25 protein-coding genes are annotated in these 24,277 nt (G+C 72.8%); 17 read left to right on the top strand and 8 right to left on the bottom strand.

Going from position 1 to position 24,277, the window contains the following annotated elements:
- Positions 1-517 (top strand): hypothetical protein (locus GB864_RS01925; protein WP_336603836.1); only part of this gene is annotated, 517 nt, incomplete at its 5' end.
- Between the two features lie 79 nt (positions 518-596).
- On the opposite strand, the gene GB864_RS18885 is transcribed toward GB864_RS01925, so the two are convergent.
- The 3 genes from GB864_RS18885 to GB864_RS01910 all read right to left on the bottom strand — a co-directional run bounded on the left by GB864_RS18885 (position 597) and on the right by GB864_RS01910 (position 5,427).
- Entirely contained in the window at positions 597-1,583 is a 987-nt protein-coding gene (locus GB864_RS18885) for a GNAT family N-acetyltransferase (protein WP_160422666.1), read from the bottom strand.
- A 230-nt stretch (positions 1,584-1,813) separates the two neighbouring features.
- Positions 1,814-4,132 carry a phosphoribosylformylglycinamidine synthase subunit PurL gene (gene purL, locus GB864_RS01915; RefSeq protein WP_160422665.1) on the bottom strand — a complete coding sequence of 773 codons (2,319 nt, stop codon included), beginning with the start codon at positions 4,130-4,132 and terminating at the stop codon, positions 1,814-1,816.
- Between the two features lie 197 nt (positions 4,133-4,329).
- Positions 4,330-5,427, bottom strand: a complete 1,098-nt coding sequence (locus tag GB864_RS01910) for a CE1 family esterase (RefSeq protein ID WP_160422664.1) — start codon at positions 5,425-5,427, stop codon at positions 4,330-4,332.
- 184 nt (positions 5,428-5,611) lie between these two features.
- On the opposite strand from GB864_RS01910, the gene GB864_RS01905 reads away from it, so the two are divergent.
- From GB864_RS01905 to GB864_RS01885, 5 genes are all read left to right on the top strand, one after another.
- Complete coding sequence (locus GB864_RS01905) at positions 5,612-6,352, top strand: DUF5058 family protein (protein WP_160422663.1); 741 nt, start codon at positions 5,612-5,614, stop codon at positions 6,350-6,352.
- 38 nt (positions 6,353-6,390) lie between these two features.
- Positions 6,391-6,999: a hypothetical protein gene (locus GB864_RS01900; protein ID WP_160422662.1), complete on the top strand. Its 609-nt coding sequence runs from the start codon at positions 6,391-6,393 to the stop codon at positions 6,997-6,999.
- Positions 7,000-7,072: 73 nt separating this feature from the next.
- Complete coding sequence (locus GB864_RS01895; RefSeq protein ID WP_160422661.1) at positions 7,073-8,362, top strand: amidohydrolase; 1,290 nt, start codon at positions 7,073-7,075, stop codon at positions 8,360-8,362.
- A gap of 35 nt (positions 8,363-8,397) precedes the next feature.
- Positions 8,398-9,402: an Lrp/AsnC family transcriptional regulator gene (locus tag GB864_RS01890; RefSeq protein ID WP_160422660.1), complete on the top strand. Its 1,005-nt coding sequence runs from the start codon at positions 8,398-8,400 to the stop codon at positions 9,400-9,402.
- 88 nt (positions 9,403-9,490) lie between these two features.
- Positions 9,491-10,123 (top strand): hypothetical protein, encoded by a 633-nt coding sequence (locus tag GB864_RS01885; RefSeq protein ID WP_160422659.1) that lies wholly within the window; start codon positions 9,491-9,493, stop codon positions 10,121-10,123.
- Between the two features lie 5 nt (positions 10,124-10,128).
- On the opposite strand, the gene GB864_RS01880 is transcribed toward GB864_RS01885, so the two are convergent.
- Positions 10,129-11,088: a hypothetical protein gene (locus GB864_RS01880; RefSeq protein WP_160422658.1), complete on the bottom strand. Its 960-nt coding sequence runs from the start codon at positions 11,086-11,088 to the stop codon at positions 10,129-10,131.
- A 136-nt stretch (positions 11,089-11,224) separates the two neighbouring features.
- Here GB864_RS01880 and GB864_RS01875 point away from each other — a divergent pair, with 136 nt between their 5' ends.
- From GB864_RS01875 to GB864_RS01855, 5 genes are all read left to right on the top strand, one after another.
- The gene (locus GB864_RS01875; protein WP_160422657.1) at positions 11,225-11,584 is read left to right on the top strand and encodes a hypothetical protein; all 360 of its coding nucleotides are present in this window, start codon (positions 11,225-11,227) and stop codon (positions 11,582-11,584) included.
- A 64-nt stretch (positions 11,585-11,648) separates the two neighbouring features.
- Positions 11,649-12,575 (top strand): SDR family NAD(P)-dependent oxidoreductase, encoded by a 927-nt coding sequence (locus GB864_RS01870; protein ID WP_160422656.1) that lies wholly within the window; start codon positions 11,649-11,651, stop codon positions 12,573-12,575.
- Between the two features lie 104 nt (positions 12,576-12,679).
- A complete protein-coding gene (locus GB864_RS01865; protein WP_160422655.1) occupies positions 12,680-13,117 on the top strand; it encodes a Fur family transcriptional regulator in 438 nt (145 codons plus the stop codon).
- A 198-nt stretch (positions 13,118-13,315) separates the two neighbouring features.
- Positions 13,316-14,785 carry a catalase gene (locus GB864_RS01860; protein ID WP_160422654.1) on the top strand — a complete coding sequence of 490 codons (1,470 nt, stop codon included), beginning with the start codon at positions 13,316-13,318 and terminating at the stop codon, positions 14,783-14,785.
- Positions 14,782-15,099 (top strand): hypothetical protein, encoded by a 318-nt coding sequence (locus tag GB864_RS01855; protein WP_160422653.1) that lies wholly within the window; start codon positions 14,782-14,784, stop codon positions 15,097-15,099. The genes GB864_RS01860 and GB864_RS01855 overlap by 4 nt, the downstream gene beginning before the upstream one ends.
- 4 nt (positions 15,100-15,103) lie before the next feature.
- Here the strand turns inward: GB864_RS01855 and GB864_RS01850 are convergent, their stop codons facing one another.
- Both GB864_RS01850 and GB864_RS01845 read right to left on the bottom strand, forming a co-directional pair.
- The gene (locus GB864_RS01850; RefSeq protein ID WP_160422652.1) at positions 15,104-15,919 is read right to left on the bottom strand and encodes a shikimate 5-dehydrogenase; all 816 of its coding nucleotides are present in this window, start codon (positions 15,917-15,919) and stop codon (positions 15,104-15,106) included.
- A gap of 167 nt (positions 15,920-16,086) precedes the next feature.
- Positions 16,087-16,542: a DUF3817 domain-containing protein gene (locus tag GB864_RS01845; RefSeq protein ID WP_160422650.1), complete on the bottom strand. Its 456-nt coding sequence runs from the start codon at positions 16,540-16,542 to the stop codon at positions 16,087-16,089.
- A gap of 93 nt (positions 16,543-16,635) precedes the next feature.
- Between GB864_RS01845 and GB864_RS01840 the strand changes: the two genes are divergently transcribed.
- The 3 genes from GB864_RS01840 (at position 16,636) to GB864_RS01830 (ending at position 19,277) form a co-directional block, all read left to right on the top strand.
- Positions 16,636-17,193, top strand: coding sequence for an adenine phosphoribosyltransferase (locus GB864_RS01840; protein ID WP_160422647.1), 558 nt, complete (start codon positions 16,636-16,638; stop codon positions 17,191-17,193).
- A gap of 58 nt (positions 17,194-17,251) precedes the next feature.
- The gene (locus GB864_RS01835) at positions 17,252-17,947 is read left to right on the top strand and encodes a hypothetical protein (protein WP_336603835.1); all 696 of its coding nucleotides are present in this window, start codon (positions 17,252-17,254) and stop codon (positions 17,945-17,947) included.
- 70 nt (positions 17,948-18,017) lie between these two features.
- The gene (locus tag GB864_RS01830; protein ID WP_160422645.1) at positions 18,018-19,277 is read left to right on the top strand and encodes a mechanosensitive ion channel family protein; all 1,260 of its coding nucleotides are present in this window, start codon (positions 18,018-18,020) and stop codon (positions 19,275-19,277) included.
- Positions 19,278-19,439: 162 nt separating this feature from the next.
- Here the strand turns inward: GB864_RS01830 and purQ are convergent, their stop codons facing one another.
- Both purQ and purS read right to left on the bottom strand, forming a co-directional pair.
- Positions 19,440-20,138 carry a phosphoribosylformylglycinamidine synthase subunit PurQ gene (purQ, locus tag GB864_RS01825; protein WP_160422643.1) on the bottom strand — a complete coding sequence of 233 codons (699 nt, stop codon included), beginning with the start codon at positions 20,136-20,138 and terminating at the stop codon, positions 19,440-19,442.
- 14 nt (positions 20,139-20,152) lie between these two features.
- The gene (gene purS / locus GB864_RS01820; protein ID WP_336603834.1) at positions 20,153-20,407 is read right to left on the bottom strand and encodes a phosphoribosylformylglycinamidine synthase subunit PurS; all 255 of its coding nucleotides are present in this window, start codon (positions 20,405-20,407) and stop codon (positions 20,153-20,155) included.
- Between the two features lie 303 nt (positions 20,408-20,710).
- Here purS and GB864_RS01815 point away from each other — a divergent pair, with 303 nt between their 5' ends.
- From GB864_RS01815 to GB864_RS01805, 3 genes are all read left to right on the top strand, one after another.
- Positions 20,711-21,313 (top strand): PadR family transcriptional regulator, encoded by a 603-nt coding sequence (locus GB864_RS01815; RefSeq protein WP_160422641.1) that lies wholly within the window; start codon positions 20,711-20,713, stop codon positions 21,311-21,313.
- A gap of 63 nt (positions 21,314-21,376) precedes the next feature.
- Entirely contained in the window at positions 21,377-22,882 is a 1,506-nt protein-coding gene (locus tag GB864_RS01810; RefSeq protein ID WP_160422639.1) for a DHA2 family efflux MFS transporter permease subunit, read from the top strand.
- Positions 22,879-24,144: an aminoglycoside phosphotransferase family protein gene (locus tag GB864_RS01805; RefSeq protein ID WP_160422637.1), complete on the top strand. Its 1,266-nt coding sequence runs from the start codon at positions 22,879-22,881 to the stop codon at positions 24,142-24,144. Before GB864_RS01810 ends, GB864_RS01805 begins: the two co-directional genes overlap by 4 nt.
- Positions 24,145-24,277 lie beyond the last annotated feature (133 nt).

Below are 24,277 nucleotides of genomic sequence, written 5' to 3'. Positions count from 1 at the left end.
CGAGGCCGCTCCCGTCGACGCCGCCCTCGCACTGGCCCGGGAGGCCGCCGCGCGGCTCCGCGAAGCCGGCGCGCGCGACGAGGCGCTCGCCGAGTTCGTGCCCGCCCGGCGCCGCCTCGGGCTGCCGTTCGCCCCGCGGATGCGTCCGCTCGGCCGCGTCTGGCGGCTCGGGGTGCTGCTCCTCGACGCCGAGGGCGGGCTCCGGGCGACCGGCCGGGTCGTGCGCGCCGAGCGTCCCGTGCGCAAGAGCGTCACGGCCGAATCCGTCGCCGAGCACCGCGCCTACCGCGCCGCGGCCGTCAAGGGCGGCTATGCGGAGGGCGAGACCGTCGTCTTCGACGCGGCGCCCATCGACGCGGCCGCGCTCGCCGCGGGCGGCTCGTCCGGGCCCCTCGTCGTGCAGGGCGGCCGGGTGCTCGTGCGGTGGAGCCCGAACCAGCCCGCGGCCGTCGCCGACTTCGCGTCGTACCTGCGCGACCGTGTCGGCCTGCTCGTCGACCCGCCGGGCGGGGCCTGACGGGCGCGGCCCGACTGGCTGGCACGACTGGCCGGCCCGACGGGTCCGCGCCGTCGCGGCATCCATCGCGGGCGAGCCGTCAGGGCGTGCGCACCCAGCGCCGCCAGTCGAGCTGCTCGGTGTAGCCCAGGGCGGTCCAGAGCCGGCGGCCGAGGTCGTTGTCGTCGAGCACCATCGCGTCGATGCGCGTCACGCCGAGGGCGACGAGCCGCTCCTCGGCACGGCGCAGCAGTTCGCGGCCGACGCCGCGGCGGCGCTCGGCCGGGTCGACCGCGAGCCGGTACAGGTGGGCGCGCCAGCCGTCGAAGCCGGCGATGATCGTGCCGACGATGCGCCCGCCGCGACGGGCGACGATGACGGCATCGGGGTCGCGGCCGATCAGCCGGCCGACCGCCGCCGGAGTGTCGACGGGGCGCGAGCCGTTCTCGGCGGCGGTGAGCCAGAACGCGATGAGGTCGTCGAGGTCGCTCGTGTCGGCGCCGCCGTAGACGAGGTCGTCGTCGCCGTCCGCGGTCGTCGCCGGGGGCACCGGGCCGGACTCGGCGGCCTCGGCGGTCGCATCCGGCGCAGCGAACCCGAACGCCGCGATCGGCGGCGCCGCGCCCGCGGCGACGGCCTCGAGCACGAACCGCTCGTGGTGCACCACGCGTTCGGGTAAGGCGTCGAGCGGGAACCAGCGCAGGTCGGCTGCGGTCTCGGGCTCGAGCAGCACCGGCACGACGTTCCATCTCCGGCAGGCGAAGAAGAAGTCGACCCGCTCGTCGGCCGGACCGCCCGAGCCCGTGCGGTGCACCGTCGTCAGCGGCACGAGGGCGTCCGCGTCGATCGCGACGCCGATCTCCTCGGCGGCCTCGCGCCGCGCGGCGTCGACGGCCGACTCGCCGCGCTCGACGTGCCCGGCCGCCGAGGCGCCCCACCAGCCGTCGTAGTACCCGGTTCCCGAGCGCAGTTGCAGGAGCACGCGGTCCCCGTCGAGGAGGAACGCGTAGGCCGCCGGGATCAGCGCGAAGTCGCCGTGCCGTGCCGCGTACTCGGCGGAGTAGTGCTGGCGCGCGGAGTCATCCATGCGTCGAGTCTGGCGCAGCGCCCGCTGGTCGAGGGAACCCGCTGGTCGAGTAGCGAGCGCAGCGAGCGTATCGAGACCCCGTGAGACGACTCACCAGGTCTCGATACGCTTCGCTACTCGACCGACGACGGGCTTCGCGACTCGACCGACGACGGGCTTCGCGACTCGACCGACGACGGGTTTCGCGACTCGACCGACGACGGGTTTCGCGACTCGACCGACGGAAGGGGTTACTGGCCGAGCACCGGGCCGAACGCGTCGGCGAGCGGGGCGCGGTTCGTGCTGCGCAGTTCATCGATCGAGACCGAGAACAGGCCCTGCACCTCGAGCGAGCCGCTCGTGGCGTCGGTCACGCCGATGCGGCGCACCGGGTAGCCGCGCGCGTCGCACATGGCCTGGAAGCGCACGTCGTCCTCGCGGGGCACGGTCACGATCGCGCGGCCCTGCGTCTCCGAGAAGAGCGCGGTCGCGGCGTCGATGCCGCCGTCCTGCATCACGGCGTCGAGCACGACGCGGGCGCCGACGCCGAAGCGCGAGACGGCCTCGGCGAGGGCGACCGCGAGGCCGCCGTCGGAGAGGTCGTGCGCGGAGTCGATGAGCCCGTCGAGCGCGGCGCCGTGCAGCAGGCTCGCGAGCGTCGCCTCGTTGCCGAGGTTCGCCTTCGGGGGCAGGCCGCCGAGGTGGTCGTGCACGAGGCCCGCCCACGCCGAGCCGTCGAGCTCGAGCGACGTGTCGCCGAGGAGGTAGATGTTGTGGCCGTCGTCCTGCCAGCCCGAGGGGATGCGGCGGGCGACGTCGTCGATGACGCCGAGCACGGCGACGACGGGCGTCGGGTGGATCGGCACGTCGCCGGTCTGGTTGTAGAACGACACGTTGCCGCCGGTGACGGGGATGCCGAGCTCGAGGCACGCGTCCGAGAGGCCGTCGACGGCCTCGGCGAACTGCCACATGACCTCGGGGTTCTCCGGGGAGCCGAAGTTCAGGCAGTCGCTGACGGCGGCCGGCACGGCGCCCGTGACGGCGACGTTGCGGTACGCCTCGGCGAGCGCGAGCTTCGCGCCTTCGCGCGGGTCGAGCTGGCAGTAGCGGCCGTTGGCGTCGGTCGCGATCGAGACGCCCAGCCCGGATGCCTCGTCGACGCGGATCATGCCGGCGTCGTCGGGGTAGCTGAGGGCCGTGTTGCCGAGCACGTACTTGTCGTACTGGTTCGTGACCCACGAGGCATCCGCCTGGTTGGCCGAGCCGACGAGCCCGAGGAACTGGCCGCGGAGCTCGTCGCCGCCGGTCGGGCGGGGCAGGTTCGCGGCGGTGTCGGCCTGGAGGGCGCCGAGCCACGCCGGACGCGCGACGGGGCGGTCGTAGACGGGGCCGTCGACGGCGACCGTGCGCGGGTCGACGTTGACGATCTCCTGGCCGCGCCACGTGATCGAGAGGCGGCCGGTGTCGGTGACCTCGCCGAGCACGCTCGTCTCGACGTCCCACTTGTGCACGACCTCGAGGAAGCCCTCGAGCTTCTCGGGACGCACGACGGCCATCATGCGCTCCTGCGACTCCGACATGAGGATCTCCTCGGGCGTGAGCCGCGGGTCGCGCAGCAGCACGTCGTCGAGCACGATCGCCATGCCGCCGTCGCCGTTGGAGGCGAGCTCGCTCGTGGCGCAGGAGATGCCGGCGGCGCCGAGATCCTGGATGCCCTCGACGAGGTCGTTCGCGAAGAGCTCGAGGCAGCACTCGATGAGCACCTTCTCGGCGAAGGGGTCGCCGACCTGCACCGCGGGGCGCTTGGTCGGGCCGCCCTCGGCGAAGGTGTCGGAGGCGAGGATGGACGCGCCGCCGATGCCGTCGCCGCCGGTGCGGGCGCCGAAGAGCACGACCTTGTTGCCGGCGCCGCGGGCGTTGGCGAGGTGGAGGTCCTCGTGGCGGAGCACGCCGACGGCGAGGGCGTTGACGAGGGGGTTCGCCTGGTACGTCGGGTCGAACCAGGTCTCGCCGCCGATGTTGGGCAGGCCCAGGCAGTTGCCGTAGAAGCTGATGCCGTTGACGACGCCGTGCACGACGCGAGCCGTGTCGGGGTGGTCGATGGCGCCGAAGCGGAGGGCGTCCATGACGGCGACGGGGCGCGCGCCCATGGAGATGATGTCGCGCACGATGCCGCCGACGCCGGTCGCAGCGCCCTGGAAGGGCTCGATGTAGCTCGGGTGGTTGTGCGACTCGATCTTGAAGGTGACGGCCCAGCCCTCGCCGATGTCGATGACGCCGGCGTTCTCGCCCATGCCGACCATGAGGTTCTGCTTCATCTCGGGCGTGACCTTCTTGCCGAACTGGCGCAGGTACTGCTTCGAGGACTTGTAGGAGCAGTGCTCGCTCCACATGACCGAGTACATCGCGAGCTCGGCGCTCGTCGGGCGTCGCCCGAGGATGTTGCGGATGCGCTCGTACTCGTCGGGCTTCAAGCCCAGCGCGGCGTACGGCTGCTCCTTCTCGGGGGTGGCGGCGGCGACCTCGACGGTGTCGATGGCAGAGCTGACGGCGGTGGGATTTTCGGTCACGAGTGGCGCACTCCAGAACAGGCCGTCGAGGATGCCTCGCGGCGGCGGATGCCTGACCGCTCGAGTCTACCCGGGCGATTCCCGGCGGCCGTCCGGGCGGCGCAGCCGAAGCTCGAGCGGATCGGCTGATTTTTTCGCAGGACCCTCGACCAGGCGAACGGACGGAGCGGCGGCCGCGGACGCCGCCCCGCCCCAGATCACCGGGCGTGCTGCTCGAAGAAGTCCCACATGAGCTGCGACGCGGTGATGTCGGTCGTCATCGCGCCCATTCCGAACGTGCCCATGTCGATCGGGCTGCCGGGCCAGGTGTGTCCGCCGCCGGCGACGCGATAGAGCACGACGTCGGCGCCGTCGTCGCAGCGGGTCCAGCTCACCCGGGTGACCTCGTCGCTCACGGACTTCGAGGTCGGCGTGCGGCGGCAGCCGTTCTCATCGGCCCACGCCGCCAGCGCGGTGTCGACCGAGTAGCCCCAGCGGGGGTCGGTGTTGCCGTCGTACGGGTTCACGGGGTCGGCGGTGCCGTGGAAGGCGATGACCGGCGTCGCCTCGTCGGGGTCGCACGTGCCGCGTGCGATGCGGCCGAGGTCCGACGTGTCGGCGCGGCCGTAGCGCACGCCGTCGACCGGGGCGATCGCGGCAAACAGGTCGGAGCCGGAGCCGGAGCAGGCGACGGCGGAGACCATGCGGGCGCCGCCCGAGTAGCCGGTGCCGTAGACCCGGTCGTCGTCGACGCAGCCGGCCGCGTCGATCGCGTCGACGACGGCGGTGAGGTAGGCGACGTCGTCGCGGGCGTCGGTGCCGGGCACGTTGCCGGAGGTGAGGGGGACGCCCGGCACGTTCCAGGCCCAGTTGCCGCCCGGCAGCGTCGCGGGGAAGGCGAGGGCGCCGGTGGGCTCGGCGACGATGAAGCCCTCGCTGTCGGCGACCGCGTCGAGGCCCGAGACCTGCGCCTGGAGGTCGCCGTTGTTGTTGGAGCCGTGCAGATCGAGCACGAGGGGCAGTTCGCGGCGGGCGTTCGCGGCGGGGACGTGGACGCGCACGACGGTGTCGGCGCCGCCGAACGCGACGGCGAGGTCGGAGGTGCCGGTCGGCAGGGTGCGGCGGCAGTCGCCGCCGCGGCCGTCGCGGTCGCCGACGTCGTGCCGCGACGAGCCGTGGTCGGCGTGCTGCGCGCCGGCACGGTCTGCGGTCGCGGGGGCGGCAAGGGCGGCGGGCGTCGAGGCGAGGGAGCCGGCGGCGAGCGCGCCGACGGTCAGAGCGAGGGCGGCGAGCCGGCGCAAGGCGGGTCGGGGCATGTGGAAACTCCTTCGTTCCGGGATCGCGCCGCCGTGGCCGGCGTTACGCGATGTTCACAGCGCTGATCGTCGCACGAAACGCGCAATTGTTTAAATCTCAGCCAATCCGGACTAGCGGAACCGCTATATCGGCCGTACAGTCCCATCCACTTGACCGAAACGGTCATCCCGAAACGGAGTCCCCATGGCTGTGGTCCACCTCGCCGCCGGCGAACTGCACGATGTCGCGTTCCACCCGGTGCTGTGGGGGCTGGCGGTGGCGGTCTTCGCCGTCATCATCCTGCAATCGACGATCTACCTCCGCGCGATCCGCCGCTCGGCCGAGGCTGCGGAACTGACGCAGCAGGAGGTGTCGCAGGCGGTCAAGACCGGCGCGATCGCCGCGATCGGGCCCTCGCTCGCCGTCGCCCTCGTCGCACTGTCGCTGCTGCCGCTGTTCGGCACGCCGGCCGTGCTCGCCCGCATCGGACTCGTCGGTTCGGCCCCCTACGACGTCGCCGCGGCCGGCATCGGCGCCTCGACCGTCGGCGCCTCCCTCGGCGGCGACGACTACACGGCCAAGGTCTTCGCGATCTCCTTCGCCTCGATGTGCGTGCTCGGCGTGCTCTGGATGACGGCCGCCCTCATCATCACGCCCCTCTTCAACACGACGAGCACGGCCCTGCGCAAGACCAGCCCCAAGGTCGGCAAGGTCCTCTCCATCGCCCCGCTGGTGGTGCTGCCGCTCGCCTTCGCTTTCCTCATCTTCGGCGAGGTCAGCAAGTCGCCGGTCAACGGCATCGTGCTCGTCGCGAGTGCGATCATCGGCGGCGCCTGCCTCCTCATCGCGACCAAGTGGGGCATCCACTGGCTGCGCGAGTGGGGGCTCGGCATCGCCATCTTCGGTTCCCTCCTCATCGGCGCCGGCGTGGCCGCGGCCGCCTGAGCCGGTTCCCCGGACGAAGCAACGGAAAGGCGCATTCCATGGCACACGGCACCTCGGCTCCCGCACGCGGCAGCATCGCGGAGTTCGACCGCACGACCTCGATCTGGGGTCCCATCACCCTCGGCCTCGGCCTCGTGGTCACGATCGCGGCCGCCCTCTTCATGGCCTTCGGCACCGGCCTCGGCGTCACCGCCGGCGAGTTCTGGACGGCCGTCGGCGCCGTCGCCCTGCTGCTCGGCGTCGGAGCGATCGTCGAGCCGATCATGTACTACCCGATCCTCGGCAAGTCGGCCATGTACCAGGCCTTCATGATCGGCAACATCGGCAACAAGCTCCTCCCGGCGAGCATCGTCGCCCAGAACAAGCTCGGTGCACGGCCCGGCACGAAGCGAGCCGAGTTCATCTCCGGGTCGGCCATCATCGGCGCCGTCATCGTGCACATCGCGTCGCTCGTCCTCCTCGTGGGCCTGCTCGGCACCTGGTTGCTCAGCCTCATCCCGGCCGAGTTGATCCAGACCGTGCAGACGTTCATCCTTCCCGCCGTGTTCGGCGCGATGGTCCCGCAGCTGCTGTCGTTCCTGATCAAGCCGAAGACGAAGCAGACGGACGAAGCGCCGGAGCCCGTCGGCGTCGCAGAATCGAACTGAGCCGTCGCGCCGGGCGGCCCGAACCCGCCCGGCGCCGAGCACGAACGAACACCGAAGAGGAACGACCGACACCATGAGCAGCCCCCTCGAAGCGATCATCCGCGCCGCGGCGACCGCGACGCTCGACCCCGACGCCGTCCCCGCGGCGGCGCACCTGCTCTCCGACGAGTTCGTCTCCGAACACGTCGAGCGCTACCGGCACCTGCACGCGCATCCTGAGCTTTCGTCGTCGGAGACCGAGACGGCGGCGTACATCACGGCCCGGCTCGGCGAACTGGGCCTCGCCCCCTTCGCCGTCGGGGGCACCGGCGTCGTCGCCGTCGTCGAGAACGGCGACGGTCCCGTCGTCGCGTTCCGCGCCGACACGGACGGTCTGCCGATCCTCGAGCAGACGGGGCTCGACTACGCGAGCTCCGCGACGGGCGTGCTGCCGAGCGGCGAGGCGGTGCCCGTCATGCACGGCTGCGGGCACGACACCCACATCGTCGCCGGACTCGGCGTCGCACAGCTCCTCGTGGAACGTCGCGACGAGTGGAGCGGACGGGTCGTGCTGATCTTCCAGCCGGCCGAGGAGACGGCCGCCGGCGCGCGGGCACTGCTCGACGACGGGCTCTGGCTCAAGGCGCCCAAGCCCGACGTCGTCCTCGCCCAGCACGTCGGCCCCGCCCCCGAGCTCGTCACCTTCCTCAACCCCGGGAACATGGCGAGCCTCGCCGACTCGTGGCGCATCACGGTCTTCGGCAAGGGCGCGCACGGCTCGCAGCCGGAGCAGTCCATCGACCCCATCGTCCAGGCCGCGGCGATGGTGCTGCGCCTCCAGACCATCGTCTCCCGCGAGCTCGCGCCCCAGACCCCCGCGGTTGTGACCGTGGGCACCTTCCACGCCGGGCTGAAGGAGAACATCATCCCGGAGACGGCGGAGTTCACCGTCAACGTGCGCACGCCGAACGAGGAGGTGCGCGAGCAGGTCCTCTCGGCGATCCGCCGGATCGTCGCCGCCGAGGCGACCGCGTCCGGCGCGCGCGAGCCCCGCATCGAGGAGATCAGCCGGTTCCCCCGGCTCTACAACGACCCGGGCCTCACGCCCGGGGTCGCCGCCGCCCTCGAGGCGGAGTTCGGCGCCGGCACCGTCATCTCGATGCCGATGGGCATGGGCTCCGAGGACGCAGGTCTCCTCGGCGACGCGATCGGCGTGCCGGTCGTCTTCTGGGGCTTCGGCTCGATGCCGGTCTCGGAGTTCGCCGGGGGGATGCCCGCCGCCAATCACTCGCCGTTCTTCAAGCCGAATGCCCGCTCCGCGGTCATCACCGGGACGCGCGCGGCGTACGCCGGCATTCTGCACTTCGTGGGCTCGGAGCGCTGACCGGGCGGCGGTCCGGGCTCTGGGAGGATGCTGGCATGACGCTGCTCCTGGACGACCTGGACCGCCGCATCGCCGCGGCACTCGTCGGAAACGGCCGGGCGTCGTGGCGTCGCATCGCGACGGTGCTCGGCGAGCCGGAGCGCAGCGTCGCCCGCCGCGGCGCTCGGCTCCTCGACGAGGGGATCGTGCGGGTGCTCGCCCTGCCCAACCTGCGCGGCCCGCTCCGCGTCGATCCGCACGCGCTCCGGGCGAGGGTGCGGCCCGGGGCCATGCGGGCGACCGGCGAGGCGCTCGCCGCGCGCGAGGACGTGGGGCGCGTGTCGGTGCTCGCAAGCGAGAACGTCGTCTACGCCGAGCTCTTCCTCGCTTCCGGCGAAGTGCTCGACTTCGTGGATGCCGGTCTCGGCGCCATCGAGGGCATCACGGGATACCGGCTCGACGAGATCTCGCGTTACCACCGCACGGCCTCCGGCTGGCGGCCCGACCTGCTGACGTCCGAGCAGTACGAGCTCCTCGGCAACGTCGACGAGCACGCCTCCCTGTTCGCCACCCCGATCGATCTCGACGAGGGGACGACGACGCTCTTCGCCGCGCTCCGGCAGGACGGGCGCGCGACCGCGCAGCAGCTCGCGCGCGAGCTCGGAGTCTCGACTGCGACGGTCGCGAGCCGGCTCGAGCAGGCGAGCGCAGCCGGCGCCCTCTTCATCCGCGGGGTCGTGAGCCCCGCCGTCCTCGGCTACCCCGTCGAAGCGCTCCTCCGGCTGGACCCGATGCCGGGCGAACTCGATCGCGTCGCCGCGGTCTTCGCGGCGCGGCCCGAGACGCGCGTCTGCGCCGTCGCGGGGGCGTCGGTCGTCGTCGATCTCGCGACCGCGGACGTCGCTGCGCTCGAGGCGGCCGTGGCCGCGGCGGCCGCGCGCCTGCCCGCGCCGTGCCCGATGCATCTCGACCTCGTCGCGGCCGGCCCCAAACGCGGCGGCGTGCGGTTCGACGGCGACCTGCCGACGCACGACGCGCTGCAGATGCGCCTCACCACCTGACGGCGGCGCGGCACCCGGCTGGCCGGTTTCCGCCATGGCGCACGGTGGCCGCCCGAACCCCTGGCGGAGTCTCACGGAACGCTCCAGCATGAGAGTCGACGTCCTCGGGTTCCCGGCCGAGTCGGGCGTCTCATCGGCGAGCACGGACGACGGGCGGGGCGGCATGCAGGCGGAGGTTCGACGACGCGCGCTGCGCCGTACGGCCGCGGTCGTGGCGGCGGCCTGCGCGCTCGGCTTCGCGGCGGTCGCGGCCCGCGCCGACGACCTGCCCGGGGCGGACGACGGCACGGCCGTCGCGGGTGATCGGGTGATGCCGCTGGAGGGTGGGACCGCGGATCACCCGCGCTCGCGGCTCGCGACGCTCGAGCCGACGTTCTCCGCGCTCGTCGAGACGGGGGAGCCCGTCAGGCTGGAGGTGGTCGGCCTCGATCAGTACGGCGACCCGCTCGGGCCGGTCGCGGGCATGCGGGTCTCCTCGAGCGTCGAGTCCGACGTCGTCGTGGGGCGGTCCGTCGTCTTCCTGCGACCGGGGCTGCGCGACGTCGAGCTCGTGCACACGGCGTCGGGGCGGGCGACCCGGGTGACGATGTTCGTCCGCGACCGTCCGGTCGGGTCGTGGCCGGCGCAGCCGTGCGCGGCTGTCGACGCCGGGTTCGACCGGTACGCGGCGATCGTCGGCCGGCGTCCGGCCGCGAAGTTCGCGGCGACCTGCGTGCCGTGACGCGGTCAGCCCTCCGAACGGGGGCGACCCGCCCAGGCGACGCCGAGCGAGAAGAGGCTCGCGGCGCCGTACTCCTGCATCGCCTGCGCGATGCGCCGGTTGGCGGTGCGCACCGAGACGCCCGCGGCAGCGGCGGCAGCCTCGACGGTCTGGCCCGCGGCGAGGCCGGCGAGCAGGGCGTCGGGGGCGTCGTCGGGATCGAGCACGGCGCCTCGCGTGAACAACGCGTCGAAGTAGTCGCGCAGCACCGCCGCGACCGCCGCGTTGCGCACGATCACGAAGCCGCCCCCGTCCGGCGCCTGGATGATGGCGAGGTCGGTCGCGACGACGAGCCAGTGCGCGGCGTCGACGTGGCTGCGGTAGGTCGCCGACGGCACGCGCTGCGCGAGCACCGCCTGGAGCACCGCGGGGGAGCCGAGGGCGCCGGCTGGCACCAGCACGTCGGCGCGCACCCCGGAGCGCTGCAGGTAGTCCTCGTTGGTGCCCTGCAGCGGTCCGATGACCCCCATCTGGCGGAGATCGGAGAGCATGATGCGCAGGTGCCGGGTGTCGCGCTCGAGGAAGCTGTGTCGCGCGAGCCGGACCAGGTCCTCGAGGGTATCGGCGATCTGCAGCGACGACGCGGCGCCCGCCGGGTCGAGCCCGGCCGCCCACTCGTCGATGCGGCGCGGCAGCGCGGCGAGTTCGCCCTCCACGGCGTCGAGCCGGGCCCGGGCCTCGTCGAGCAGCCGTCCGACGCGGCGCCCGCCGACCAGGGCCGGGCTCGGGTAGACCAGCCGGCCGCCGTCCCAGCCGACGCGTTCCGCGGCGACGAGCCGGTCGAGGACCGCACCCGCCTCGGCCTCGTCGATGCCGAGCGCCAGCGCGACCTCGGCGATCGTGTCGGGACGACGTTCGAGCAGCACGCGCAGCGCGCTCTCGTCGGGCGATCGACCGTCCCCGCCCGGGCCCCCCAGCTCGGTCACCTTTCGATCATGGCGGCTCGCCGCCCGGTTGCGAAACCTCTCCGAACGGTTTCCTGGGCTCCGTGGGCGGGAATCCACACCGGATGCCTCGGCCGGGCATAGCCGATCGATGGGAACGTCGGCGACCATCGCACCCATGAGCAGCGCACCGACGGAGTCGACGACCCAGTACCCGGCCGAGGGACCGGCCGGGTACGCCGAACACTGGAATCAGCCGCCGGCGCCGGCCGCCGCTCCCCGCGGCAGCGGCCCCTGGTACCGACGCACGTGGGCCGTCGTGACCGGGATCGTGCTCGTCGGCGCGCTGCTCATGGGCATCGGCTTCCTCAGCGGGTTCGCGACCGGCGGCGGCTTCGACTCCGGCCCGGGACGGAGCGGGTTCACGCCCGGCGACTTCCAGGAGGGCGGTCCCGGTCAGGGCGGCCCCGGCGGCGGCCAGGACGGCGAGTTCCCCGGGTTCCCGGGACGGGACGGCTCGGGCGGCGCCGACACCTGAGCGGCTTCGGCAGCTGATCCACAACGGCGGGCCGGCCGATCGCGGCAGCCAATAGGGTCGAACCGTGCCCGACACCCGACCTGATCGCAACCTCGCCGCCCGCCGTGCCGCCGTCATCGGCGCGACCGCCGGCGTGGGCTTCTTCACGGCCGCCGGCCTCACGGCCCAGGGCTTCGACGTGACCCTCACCGGCCGTAGCCCGCGCAAGCTCGACGCGGCCGTGCGGGCGATCCGCACGAGGCATCCGGATGCCCGGCTCGACACCCTCGTCATGGACCAGTCCGACCCCGCCGCGGTGTCGGCGGGCACGGCCGTGCTCGCCGCGAGCCCGCTCGAAGTCCTCGTGCTGAACGCCGGCGTCGTGCACACGCCGAAGCGGCGCGAGACGACGCCCGACGGGGTCGAGCTCGTGTTCGCGACGAACGTGCTCGGCCACCAGCGGGTGCTGGCCGGCGCGCTGCCCGCTCTCGAGGCGTCGGCCGCGGACCGCTGGACGGCGCCGCGCGTGGTGTGGCTCGGTTCCCTGTCGACCCGGTTCGAGGAACTCGACTTCGCCGATCTGGAGCTCGAGTCGGACTACACCGGGTGGAAGGCCTACGCGCGCTCGAAGGTCGCGGTGGAGACGCTCGGGTTCGAGCTCGACCGTCGGCTGCGCGCCCGCGGGTCGCGGGTGGCGAGCGTCGTCGCGCATCCCGGCTATTCGATCGGCGGTCGCACGCCGCGCGTGCCCGGGGTGAACGAGCCCTCGACGTCCAAACGGTTCGCCGACGCGCTCCAGGCGTGGGCGCAGGGCAAGGACGACGGCGCCCGCGCGGTGGTCCACGCCGCGACCGCGATCGGGGTGGAGGGCGGCGACTACTGGGGTCCTCGCTTCCTCACCCGCGGCGAACCGGCGCGGGGTCGCACGACGGCCCAGGTGCGAGATCGCGAGCGAGGTGCGCGCCTCTGGCGCGCGGTCGAAGCCCGCACGGGAGTCTCCGCGCTCGTCTGACGGGCCCGCGATCCGCTCCCCTGCGGGCACGCGTGCGCGTGGTGCACGCGAGTGGTTCGGCAAGTTGTTTTGAACTATTCAAAACAACCGAGTAGGATGGTGGCATGACGACGAACACGGGGCACGAGAGCACCGCGGAGCGCTTGCGCTCGGCGGGTCTCAAAGTGACCGCCCCGCGGCTCGCCGTGCTCGACGCCCTCTCGGGTCACGGGCACGACGATGCCGACACGGTGTTCGCACGAGTGCAGCAGGAGCTGCCGACGACCTCCCTCCAGGCGGTGTACGGCGTGCTCACGGCGCTCTCGGGTGCGGGGCTCATCCGCAAGATCGAGCCCGCCGGCTCCCCGGCCCTCTACGAGAGCCGGATCGGCGACAACCACCACCACCTCGTCTGCACGAGCTGCCAGCGCGTCGAAGACGTCGATTGCGTCATCGGCGAGAGCCCGTGCCTCACCCCGTCCGCCACGAACGGCTTCGAGATCCACTCGGCCGAGGTCACCTTCTGGGGCCTCTGCGGCGAGTGCCGGAGCCGCACCGTCTAGCGCAGTACCCGCGGCACACCCGAAGCCGCGGAACGGAACGCCCGCACCGGGCGGCATCCGGCGCGCCCGCGAACCGCACGGCCGTCGTCGCACGACGTCGACCGCGCCCGGGCATCCTCGACGACCCCGCAGGGGTCTCGTCGTCGACCCCGGAGGCGGACGGACCCACCGCCACGCCCACGACCGAAGAAGGACGACATGGCCGAACCGACCACCACCCAGACCGGCACTCCCGTCGCCAGCGACGCCCACTCCCTCACCGCGGGCGCCGACGGCGCCACGGCGCTCCACGACCGCTACCTCGTCGAGAAGCTCGCGCAGTTCGCCCGCGAGCGCATCCCGGAGCGCGTGGTGCACGCCAAGGGCGGCGGCGCGTTCGGCACGTTCACCGTGACCCACGACGTCTCGGCCTACACGCGGGCCGCGCTCTTCCAGCCGGGCGCCGAGTCGGAGACGCTGCTGCGCTTCTCCTCCGTCGCCGGCGAGCAGGGCTCGCCCGACACCTGGCGCGACGTCCGCGGCTACTCGCTGAAGTTCTACACGACCGAGGGCAACTACGACCTCGTCGGCAACAACACCCCCGTGTTCTTCATCCGCGACGGCATCAAGTTCCCCGACTTCATCCACTCGCAGAAGCGCCTGCCGGGCTCCGGCCTCCGCGACGCCGACATGCAGTGGGACTTCTGGACCCTCTCGCCCGAGTCGGCCCACCAGGTCACCTACCTCATGGGCGACCGCGGCCTGCCGAAGTCGTGGCGCGAGATGCAGGGCTACGGCTCGCACACCTACCAGTGGATCAACGCCGCCGGCGAGCGCTTCTGGGTGAAGTACCACTTCGACTCCCAGCAGGGCGACCTGCGCCTCGAGGCCGACGAGGCCGAGGCGATCGCCGGCGCCGACGCCGACTTCTACCGTCGCGACCTGCACGACGCCATCGAGCGCGGCGACTTCCCGAAGTGGGACCTCTCGGTGCAGGTCATGCCGTACGAGGACGCCAAGGAGTACCGCTTCAACCCGTTCGACCTCACGAAGGTCTGGCCGCACGCCGACTACCCCCGCATCCCCGTCGGCACGCTCGAGCTGAACCGCAACCCGCAGAACTTCTTCGCGGAGATCGAGCAGGCGGCGTTCTCGCCCGCGAACACGGTGCCCGGCATCGGCATCTCGCCCGACAAGATGCTCATGGCCCGCGTCTTCAGCTACCCGGACGCCCAGCGCTACCGCGTCGGCACCAACTACAACCAGCTGCCGGTGAACGCGCCGCACGCCGCCCCGGTGCACAACTACTCGCAGGACGGCGCGGCGCGGTACACGTTCAACGCCCCGAGCGCGCCGGTCTACGCCCCGAACTCGGTCGGCGGTCCGGCGGCCTCCGCCGAGGCGGCCGGCGAGGGCGCGTGGGAGTCCGACGGCGCCCTCGTGCGCTCGGCCGCGACCCTGCACCGCGACGACGACGACTTCGGCCAGGCCGGCTCGCTCTACCGCGACGTCTACTCGGCCGAGTCGAAGGAGCGCTTCCACGCGACCCTGCTCGGCCAGGCGCAGGCCATCACGGTCGACGACATCCGCGAGCGGTTCTTCCAGTACTGGACGAACGTGGACGCCAGCCTCGGCGCGATCCTCCGCGACGGCTACGCCGCAGCCTCGGGCGAAGCGGACGCCGCGTGAGCGCCGTGGACCTGCCGCTCGACGACGGGCTCGATCTGCAGCAGCGCGCGATGGGCTCGGCCGGACAGATCCAGGCGGCGCTGTCGCTGCCCGCGACCGACGACCCGATCGCCGCGGCGATGGGCTCGGCCTCGCAGTCGGTGCTCGCCCGCCTGGAGGGCGCGTACGTGACGAGCGCGGCCGTGTCCGCGGTGCGCGGCGCGTACGCCGGCGGCGACGTCGAGGTGGATGCCGTGGTCGGCTCGTACGTGTCGGCCGCGGCCGCCGCCACCGCCGCGGCGGCCCCCGGCCGCTACGTCGACGCGCAGGCCTGAGCCGCTACTCGGCGCGCGAGAACGCTGACGCCCGGGCGATCTGCTCGGGCGTCAGCGCCACGCCGGTGTAGCGCTCGAACTGGCGAGCCGCCTGCAGCGCGACGACCTCGGCGCCCGTGACCACGGGCAGCCCGGCCTCGCGCGCCGCACGGATGAGCGGCGTCTCGGCGGGGAACGCCACGACGTCGAAGACCGCGCTCGCGGCGGCCAGCTGCGCGGGAGAGTACGCGAGCGCGTCGGCGTCGGCGCCGGACATCCCGAGCGGCGTGACGTTGACGAGCAGCTCGTGACCGGGCTCGGGATCTTCGCCGGTCCAGGCGTAGCCGTACTTCTCGGCCAGTGCGCGCCCCGTCGCCTCGTTGCGCGCGTACACCGTGAGGTGTTCGAACTCGGCGCCGCGGAATGCCGCCACGACGGCCTTCGCCATGCCGCCGGAGCCGCGCACGACGACGTCGAGGCCCGGGTCGAGCTCGTGCTCGGCGATGAGCTGGGCGACGGCCTCGTAGTCGGTGTTCGAGGCGGTCAGCCGACCGCCGTCGTTGACGATCGTGTTGACCGAGTCGATCGCGGCCGCCGACTCCTCGAGCTCGTCGACGAGCGGGATCACGGCCTCTTTGAAGGGCATCGACACCGACGCACCGCGGAAGCCGAGCGCGCGCACGCCGCGGATCGCCCCCTCGAGGTCGTCGGTCGTGAACGCCTTGTAGACGAAGTTCAGGCCGAGCTCGTCGTAGAGGTAGTTGTGGAAGCGGGTGCCGAGGTTCGACGGCCGCCCCGAGAGCGAGATGCAGACCTGCATGTCCTTGTTCAGGATGGGCATGCACCCATTCTCCTCCCCCGTTGGTCGAGTCGGCGCCCCAGCGCCGTATCGCGACCGGGCGAGCGGCTCACGGGGTCTCGATACGCGACCCGCTGGTCGAGTAGCGACGCAGGAGCGTATCGAGACCTCGTCCCCCGGTCCCGATACGCGTCGCTCCTCGACCGGCGTCAGGCCTCGCCGCCGCCGGGCGGGCCGACGACGAGCAGCGCCGCGAAGACCGCCGCCACGAGGGCGATCGCGAGGATGCCGGTGACGAGCGGCCTGGCGAGGAGCGTCCGCAGCACCTGATCGACGAGCCGGTCGGGCTCCTCGCCGGGCTCGCGCCGCCAGTCGCCCTCGAGCCGGCCGCGCTTGATCTGCGCGATCTCGAAGGGCACGGTCGCGAACGGCGGGATCGCCATCGCGACGGAGAGCGCGATGCGGCCGACGCTCCAGCGCTGGTTCACGCCGACGAGCACGGAGACGGCGATGAACGCGAGGAACACGAAGCCGTGCACGCCGCCCGCGATCGAGACCGCCCAGTCCTGTCCGAAGCCGTACTTCGCGACCATCGCGCTCAGCAGCAGCGCCCACGTCACCGCCTCGGCGATCGCGGCGATGCGGAAGAGTCGTTTCGGGCTCACGGGCGCTCCTTCGGGTCGGCTGCCTCCATCGTGGCCGGTCGGCCTGGGCGAGAACCGAGCAGCGGCCCGGGTGCGGGATGGGACAATGGTCGGATGACCGAGCCCGCAGCGCCTCAGCCCGCGACCGACGACCACGCCGCGGCCGTCGCCCGGCTCATCCTCGACATCCCGGACTTCCCGGAGCCCGGCGTCCTCTTCCGCGACCTCACGCCGGTCTTCGCCGACCCGCTTGCGCTGCGCGCGGCGACCCTCGGCATCACCGAGCCCTTCGCGGGGCGGTTCGACCACATCGGCGGCATCGAAGCCCGCGGGTTCTTCCTCTCCGGGGCCGGTTCCGCGCTGACCGGTGCGGGCATCCTCGCGATCCGCAAGGCGGGCAAGCTGCCGCGTACGACCATCCGCGAGGAGTACGCCCTCGAGTACGGCACCGCCGCGATCGAGGTGCACGAGGGGGAGCTCGAGCCCGGCGCGAAGGTGCTCATCGTCGACGACGTGCTCGCCACCGGCGGCACGGTCGCAGCGGCGGCCCGACTCGTCGAGCGCGCCGGCTGGGAGGTCGCGGGCATCTCCGTCGTCGCCGAACTCGAAGACCTCGGCGGCCGCGCGCTGCTCGAGGACCGCTACGAGGTCTTCAGCCTGCTCAAGTTCTGAGGCCGCACCGGCCTGCGCGCGCCGACGGGTCCGCCCGCGGCGATGCTACGGTGACGCCGTGGCAGGGATCGGGGGACCCGCGCCGGAGGACGGCGCCGCAGCGGATGAGGGTGCTGAGCCCGATGACGCCGTCGTGGGCGGGCACGTCGCACTGCCGTCAGCACCGCCGGTCGGACCGGACGACATCGTCGATCCGCGTGCGAAGGCGCCGCGGTCGCGCCGTCCGCCCGTCGGCGGTGTGCTCCTGTTCGGCATCGCCATCGCGATGTGGTGGCCCGCCTTCACCCTCGGCGCGTGGGGCGACCTCTTCTTCGACCAGTTGCTGACGGTCTGGGTCGCCTCGACGGTGATGGTGTTCGTCGTGCTGCTGCAGCCGCGGCCCTACCCGCGCCGCGCGCTGCAGGTGGCGCTGCTGCTGATCCCCACGCTCTGGCTGGTCCTGACCTTCGTGCCGGCCGACGACGACGAGAATTTCGGCGTGCTCCTCGGCGAGATCCTCGCCCTCACGGTGGCGCTGCTCGGCATCCCGTTCACGATCTGGACGCTCGCGCGCCTCGTCTGGCCGGAGTTCGGCTCGCAGCTCGGTCGGGGTCGGCGCCTCGTCGCGATCCTCGCGCTCGTCGTGACGACGGTCGGCTCCTACGCGCTCGGGGCCAATCAGGAGCACTTCCTCACCTGCGAGGATTTCTCGATCTCGGGCAATTCCGAGCCGCCGGGCTGCGTGCACGAGCCGACGCCGGCTCCCGCGCCCTGACCCGGTTCGGCGCACTGCTCACCCCGCCCCGTCGTTGCGGTGGTCCGCCCTGGCGGGCCAGGCTGAGGCGATGAACGAGACCTGGCAGGACTGGCTCTTCTTCGGCCTCGCGCTCCTCGCGCTCGCACTCGTCGTCTTCGCGATCTCGGGCCTGGCCGCGCTCATCCTGCGTGCCATCGCCCGCAAACGGGAGTGGGCGAACCGGCTCATCGTGCGACTGCGCTGGCCGTTCCGCACGCTGCTCGTCGTCATCGGCCTCTGGGTCGTCATCTCGACGAGGTACCCCGACTACCACGCGCGCGGCGCAGTCGATCACACGTTCCTCATCGTTCTGATCGCGTCGACCGCGTGGCTCCTGTGCCAGGCGATCCTCTTCGCGACCGACCTCGCCATCGCGCGCTACCCCATCGACGTCGCCGACAATCGCCGCGCGCGCCGTGCGCGCACGCAGCTCGCCGTGCTGCGGCGGCTCGTCGTCGTCGTCATGGTGTTCCTCGCGGCGGGCGTCATCCTCTTCACGTTCGACGAGGCGCGCGCGCTGGGAGCGTCGCTGCTCGCCTCCGCGGGCATCGTCTCGATCGTCGCGGGCCTCGCGGCGCAGTCGACGCTCGCCAACCTGTTCGCGGGCATCCAGCTCGCCTTCTCGGACGCGATCCGCGTCGACGACGTCGTCGTCGTCGAGGGGGAGTGGGGGCGGATCGAGGAGATCACGCTCAACTACGTCGTCGTCGGCATCTGGGACGAGCGCCGGCTCGTGCTGCCGTGCACGTACTTCACGACGAAACCGTTCCAGAACTGGACTCGCACGGGCAGCGAACTGCTCGGTTCCGTCGAGCTCGACCTCGACTGGCGGGTGTCGGCGCGGCGCATGCGCGACGAGCTCGATCGCATCCTGGAGCGCACCGACCTCTGGGACGGGCGGGCCAAGGTGCTGCAGGTCACGGACGCCGTCGGCGGCTTCGTGCGAGTGCGCGTGCTCGTCACCGCGATCGACTCCCCGACGCTCTTCGACCTGCGCTGCTTCGTGCGCGAGGAACTCGTCGACTGGGTGCAGCGCGAGCACGAGGCCGCCGAGCCCGCCCAGCACGTGCTCGTCGAGCAGCGGAAGGCCCCGTCGAAGCGCAGCGCCGGAGAGAACGGCGCTGCGGCGACCGTCCCGCCCGCCGAACCCGAGGAGCACCGCCACGACGGGCTGTTCAGCGGCAGCCCCGAGGCCGAGCAGCGGGCGGCGCAGTTCACGCAGGCGATCCCGATCGTGCGGCTCGAGGAGGAGGAGGCCGAGCGCGCCGACGGCTCCTCGCCGGCCGGCGGGCCCCCGTCGGCCGAGTAGGCGCGCCAGCGCCGTATCGAGACCCGGACCCGCTGTAGGCCCCGTCGGTCGAGTAGGCGCGCCAGCGCCGTATCGAGACCCGGACTCGCGGAGGGGCTCGATACGCTCCTTCGTCGCTACTCGACCAGCGGGTCCTCGACCAGCGGAGAAGTCGAGCGGGTCTTACGCCTCGACGAGCGCCGAGCGGATCACCGACGTGAAGAAGCCGAGGCCGTCGACGCCGGAGCGCATGGCCGCGGCGGTGTCGGGGCCGAAGCCGGCCTCGACGGCGTGCTCGGGGTGCGGCATGAGGCCGACGACGTTGCCGCGGTCGTTCGTGATGCCGGCGATGTCGCGGAGCGAGCCGTTCGGGTTGACGTCGACGTAGCGGAAGGCGACGCGGCCCTCTCCCTCGAGGCGGTCGAGGGTCTCCTCCGAAGCGATGAACCCGCCCTCGCCGTTCTTCAGCGGGATGGTGATCTCCTGGCCGGCGGCGAAGTCGCCCGTCCAGGCGGTCGACGCGTTCTCGACGCGCAGCACCTGGTCGCGGCAGATGAAGGAGCCGTGGTCGTTGCGGATCAGGCCGCCCTCGAGCAGGTGCGCCTCGACGAGCATCTGGAAGCCGTTGCAGATGCCGAGCACGGGCATCCCGGCGTTCGCCGCGTCGACGACCTCGGTCATGATCGGCGACAGCGAGGCGATCGCGCCGCAGCGCAGGTAGTCGCCGTACGAGAAACCGCCCGGGAGGATGAGGGCGTCGACGCCCTCGAGGTCGTGCGAGCCGTGCCAGAGGGCGACGGGCTCGGCGCCGGCGATGCGGACCGCGCGCTGGGCGTCGCGGTCGTCGAGCGAGCCGGGGAAGGTGATGACGCCGATGCGCATGATCGCCTCGCCCCTCAGGACTCGTCGCCGAAGTCGATGTTGACGACGTCCTCGATGACCGAGTTGGAGAGGATCTCCTCGGCGATCTTGGTGATCTCGGCCTTGACCTCGTCGGTGACGGGGCCTTCGACGGTGAGTTCGAAGCGCTTGCCCTGGCGGACCCCGGCGATCTCGCCGTGACCGGTGCGGGAGAGGGCGCCGGCGACGGCCTTGCCCTGGGGGTCGAGCAGTTCGGGCTTCGGCATCACGTCGACGACGATGGTGGGCACCGTGGGACTCCTGTCCGGGTCGAGGGTGGGATGCCACGAGTCTACCCGGCTGCGCGGAGCATCCCTCACGCGCGGCCGCCGCACGCTCCGCCGCCCCTGCGGGACCGAATCCCAGTCCACCGACTCGCCGGTTCCGCCGCTCCCGCGCCCTGAGCAGCGATCAGGAAGGGCGACTCGACGTCGTCGGACTTGTCATCTCGAAGCTCCGAGCGTAATATTCCACGCGGAATAGTCGAGGTGGAGTGCTCCGGAGCCCGATCGGCGGGCCGCCGGACGCCGCCGCAGGAGGAAGGAACGATCGCGATGAAACCGCTCGCGCCGCTCGGTGTCGCCGCGCTCGGCCTCCTCGTCGAGCGCGACCAGCATCCGTACGAGATGTTCCAGACGATGCTCCACCGCCGCGAGGACCGCGTCGTCAAGGTCAGCGCCGGCACCCTCTACCGCACCGTCGAACGCCTCGAGGCCGACGGCCTCATCGCCGCCGCGGGCGTCGAGCGCGCGGGCAACCGCCCCGAGCGCACCGTCTACGCGATCACCGACGACGGGCGCGAGGCCCTGCGCCGCGCGGTCGCGCGGATGCTGGGGCGCGTCGCCGACGAGTACCCCGAGTTCGTGCTCGCGATCAGCGAGATCAGCCACCTCCCGCCGGGCGACGCGGTCGTGCTGCTCGAGCAGCGCCGCGACGAACTCGAAGCCCAGCTCGAACTCTTCTCGGGCGTCATCGAGCTGACCGCGGCCAAGGGCGTCCCGCGCCCGTACCTCCTCGACCTGCCCTACCTCGTGGCGATGCGCCGCGCCGAGCTCGAGTGGCTCGACGCGACGATCGCCGAACTCCGGGACGGACGCCTCGACTGGCCCGCCGCCCGCCCCGCCCGCCCCCAGCCCTCGCCCGGCGAGGCACCGTGACCCCGATCGGGCTGCGCCGACCCGGCGCCGACCCGATCCCACTCTCCGAACGGAACACCCCGCATGCAGCACGAGACCAAGCCGTGGCCCGCCCTCTGGGCGCTCGTCTTCGGCTTCTTCATGATCCTCGTCGACTCGACGATCGTGTCGATCGCCAACCCCGCGATCCTCGCCGACTTCCAGACCGACCTCACGAGCGTGCTGTGGGTGACGAGCGCGTACCTGCTCGCCTACGCGGTGCCGCTGCTCATCACCGGGCGCCTCGGCGACCGGTTCGGCCCGAAGCGGCTCTACCTGATCGGCCTCGCCGTGTTCACGCTGTCGTCCCTGTGGTGCGGCTTCGCGGGCACGATCGAGATGCTCATCGCGGCGCGCGTCGTGCAGGGCCTCGGCGCCGCGCTCATGACCCCGCAGACGATGGCGGTCATCACCCGCATCTTCCCGCCGACCCAGCGCGGCGGGGCGATGGCGATCTGGGGCGCGACCTCGGGCGTCGCCCTCCTCGTCGGCCCGATCCTCGGCGGCGTGCTCGTCGACGCGGCCGGCTGGCAGTGGATCTTCTTCGTCAACGTGCCCGTCGGCATCGTCGGCTTCCTGCTCGCCTGGCGACTCGTGCCCGATCTGCCCACGCACCCGCACCGCTTCGACTGGTTCGGCGTCGCGCTCTCCGCGGTCGGCATGTTCCTGCTCATCTTCGGCATCCAGGAGGGCGGCACCTACGACTGGAACGGCTGGATCATCGCCCTCATCGCGGGCGGCGTCCTCGTGCTCGCCGGGTTCGTCGTCTGGCAGCGGTTCAACCGCTCCGAGCCGCTGCTGCCGCTCGCCCTGTTCCGCGATCGCAACTTCTCGCTCGCCAACGCCGGCATCACCCTCGTGGGCCTCGCGATCACGGGCTTCGCCCTGCCGCTGACGTTCTACTTCCAGGTGGCGCGCGGCCTCGAGCCGACGCAGTCCGCGCTCATGCTGGCGCCGATGGCGATCGCCGCGCTCGTGATGGCGCCGCTCGTCGGCCGGCTCAACGACCGCATCGACCCGAAGTGGCTCGCGATCCCCGGTTTCGCGCTCGTGGTCGTCTCCCTCGTGCTCTACGCCGTGCTGCTCACCCCCGATCGCCCGCTCTGGGTGCTGCTGATCCCGTCGGCGATCCTCGGCCTCGGCCAGTCGGGCGTGTGGGCGCCGCTCGCCTCGACGGCGACGCGCAACCTCCCGCCGCAGCAGGCGGGCGCCGGTTCGGGCGTCTACAACATGACCCGCCAGATCGGCGGCGTGCTCGGCTCGGCCGCCATGGCGGCGCTCCTGGATGCCCGACTCAGCGCGAACCTCCCCGGCTTCACGGCGGGCTCCGCGGAGCAGGCCGGCGGCGGCGGAGCGCTCCCGCCGCAGCTCGCCGAGGGCTTCTCGACCGCGATGAGCCAGGCGCTCTGGCTGCCGGCGGCCGCCTTCGCCGTCGGGCTCGTCGTCGTGGCGTGCTTCGCCAAGCCCAAGGTCACGGTCGCGTGGGGCGAGCGTCCCGCGGATGCCTCCTCGCCCGAGACGCCCACCCCGGCGTCGGTCGAGTCCCGATGACCCAGCGCCCGATCGTCCCCGTGCGCACGGCCGTGCTCGTGCTCGTGGAGCGATCGGGCGCCGTGCTCGGTGCACTGCCGGAGATCGGGCTCTCGACGCCGTGGTGGCCGGACATCGGCGAGGCGGTGGAGTTCGTCCGGCGGCGCGACGGCGTCGAGGTGCAGGTGCTGCGTTTTCTGGATGCCGTGAGCGACGGGCCGAGCGGCGGCCGGGTGCGCTACCTCGCCGAGGTCGTCGGCGGCCTGCCCGCGGGACTCGAGCTCGCGCCCGCGTTCGCCGACGATGCCCCGGAACCCCGCCGCGCGCCGTACGCGCGGCCCGGCGGACCGGCGGCGTCCCTCGCCTGGGCGCACGACGCCCTCGCCGCGGCGGGACGACGCGCCACCGGCGCGACGCAACTGCGCACCTGGAATCTCTCGAGCCTCCATCGACTCGACACGGTCGATGGCCCGGTCTGGCTCAAGGAGGTGCCGTGGTTCTTCGCGCACGAGCCCCGGGTCATCCGCCGGCTCGCCGAGCTGCGCCGGGGGATGCCCCCGGAGTCGCGGTTCGCCGGGTCGCCGACCGACTCGGCGCATCCCGGTGACGGCGCGCTCCCGGAGGTGCTCGCCGAGGCCGACGGCCGGATGCTCCTCGCCCACGTCCCCGGCAGCGACGGTCACGATGCCCCGCTGAGCGTCCGGAGGCGGATCGCGGCCGCCGCCCACGGCATCCACGTCGCCGGGCTCGATCGGGCGGCGGAGTGGCGCTCGCTCGGCGTGCCCGACCGCACGGCGAAAACGCTGCCCGATCGCCTCCTCGCGGTCGGGCGCCGACTCGACCGGGAGCGGCGCGACGGACTCGACCGGTTCCTCGACGGCTTCGACGTGCTCGCGGCCGAGCTGGGCGCGACGGGACTGCCCGACACGCTCGTCCACGGCGACCTGCACGCCGGCAACACGCGCGCCGCCCGGGGCGGGCCGCTCACGATCATCGATTGGGGCGACGCGGCGCTCGGGCTGCCCTCGTTCGATCTGCACGTCCTCGGCGTCGGCCTGCCCGGCGCCGAGCGCGCGGTCCTCGCCGCCGACTTCACCCGCCGCTGGCGTGCCGACTGTCCCGGCTCGGACCCGGATCGCGCCCTCGCGCTCTCGGCGGCGCTCCAGCACTGGCTGCTCGCTGCCGTCTACGCCGAGTTCCTCGACCGGATCGAGCCCGCCGAGCATCCCTTCCACGCGGGCGATCTGCTCGCCGCCGTGGATGCCGCCATCGCGGCGCAGTGAACGGAGCAGGCCGCCGCACCGGGTCTCCAGCCGAGGGACCCTCAGGGTTCCGGGGTAGGTTCGAGCCGGGCGCGCCGCCGGGATCCCGCCGGGCGGCGGTCGGTTGCTCGCAGCCGCTGCGCCGAGCTGGAGC

Origin of the sequence: Agromyces seonyuensis (assembly GCF_009789225.1) — a bacterium.
GTDB lineage: Bacteria > Actinomycetota > Actinomycetes > Actinomycetales > Microbacteriaceae > Agromyces > Agromyces seonyuensis.
Note: the sequence above shows the minus strand (reverse complement) of the source record. Positions and strands in the feature narration are given on the sequence as shown.

Bases quoted from the DNA above. Each gene is read 5' to 3' on its own strand.
- GB864_RS01850 (WP_160422652.1), bottom strand. From the start codon at position 15,919: ATGCCCATCCTGAACAAGGACATGCAGGTCTGCATCTCGCTCTCGGGG.
- GB864_RS01900 (WP_160422662.1), top strand. From the start codon at position 6,391: ATGGCACACGGCACCTCGGCTCCCGCACGCGGCAGCATCGCGGAGTTC.
- GB864_RS18885 (WP_160422666.1), bottom strand. From the start codon at position 1,583: ATGGATGACTCCGCGCGCCAGCACTACTCCGCCGAGTACGCGGCACGG.
- GB864_RS01910 (WP_160422664.1), bottom strand. From the start codon at position 5,427: ATGCCCCGACCCGCCTTGCGCCGGCTCGCCGCCCTCGCTCTGACCGTC.
- GB864_RS01895 (WP_160422661.1), top strand. From the start codon at position 7,073: ATGAGCAGCCCCCTCGAAGCGATCATCCGCGCCGCGGCGACCGCGACG.
- GB864_RS01875 (WP_160422657.1), top strand. From the start codon at position 11,225: ATGAGCAGCGCACCGACGGAGTCGACGACCCAGTACCCGGCCGAGGGA.
- GB864_RS01890 (WP_160422660.1), top strand. From the start codon at position 8,398: ATGACGCTGCTCCTGGACGACCTGGACCGCCGCATCGCCGCGGCACTC.
- purQ (WP_160422643.1), bottom strand. From the start codon at position 20,138: ATGCGCATCGGCGTCATCACCTTCCCCGGCTCGCTCGACGACCGCGAC.
- GB864_RS01865 (WP_160422655.1), top strand. From the start codon at position 12,680: ATGACGACGAACACGGGGCACGAGAGCACCGCGGAGCGCTTGCGCTCG.
- GB864_RS01830 (WP_160422645.1), top strand. From the start codon at position 18,018: ATGAACGAGACCTGGCAGGACTGGCTCTTCTTCGGCCTCGCGCTCCTC.
- GB864_RS01905 (WP_160422663.1), top strand. From the start codon at position 5,612: ATGGCTGTGGTCCACCTCGCCGCCGGCGAACTGCACGATGTCGCGTTC.
- GB864_RS01805 (WP_160422637.1), top strand. From the start codon at position 22,879: ATGACCCAGCGCCCGATCGTCCCCGTGCGCACGGCCGTGCTCGTGCTC.
- GB864_RS01815 (WP_160422641.1), top strand. From the start codon at position 20,711: ATGAAACCGCTCGCGCCGCTCGGTGTCGCCGCGCTCGGCCTCCTCGTC.
- GB864_RS01840 (WP_160422647.1), top strand. From the start codon at position 16,636: ATGACCGAGCCCGCAGCGCCTCAGCCCGCGACCGACGACCACGCCGCG.
- GB864_RS01810 (WP_160422639.1), top strand. From the start codon at position 21,377: ATGCAGCACGAGACCAAGCCGTGGCCCGCCCTCTGGGCGCTCGTCTTC.
- GB864_RS01885 (WP_160422659.1), top strand. From the start codon at position 9,491: ATGAGAGTCGACGTCCTCGGGTTCCCGGCCGAGTCGGGCGTCTCATCG.
- GB864_RS01860 (WP_160422654.1), top strand. From the start codon at position 13,316: ATGGCCGAACCGACCACCACCCAGACCGGCACTCCCGTCGCCAGCGAC.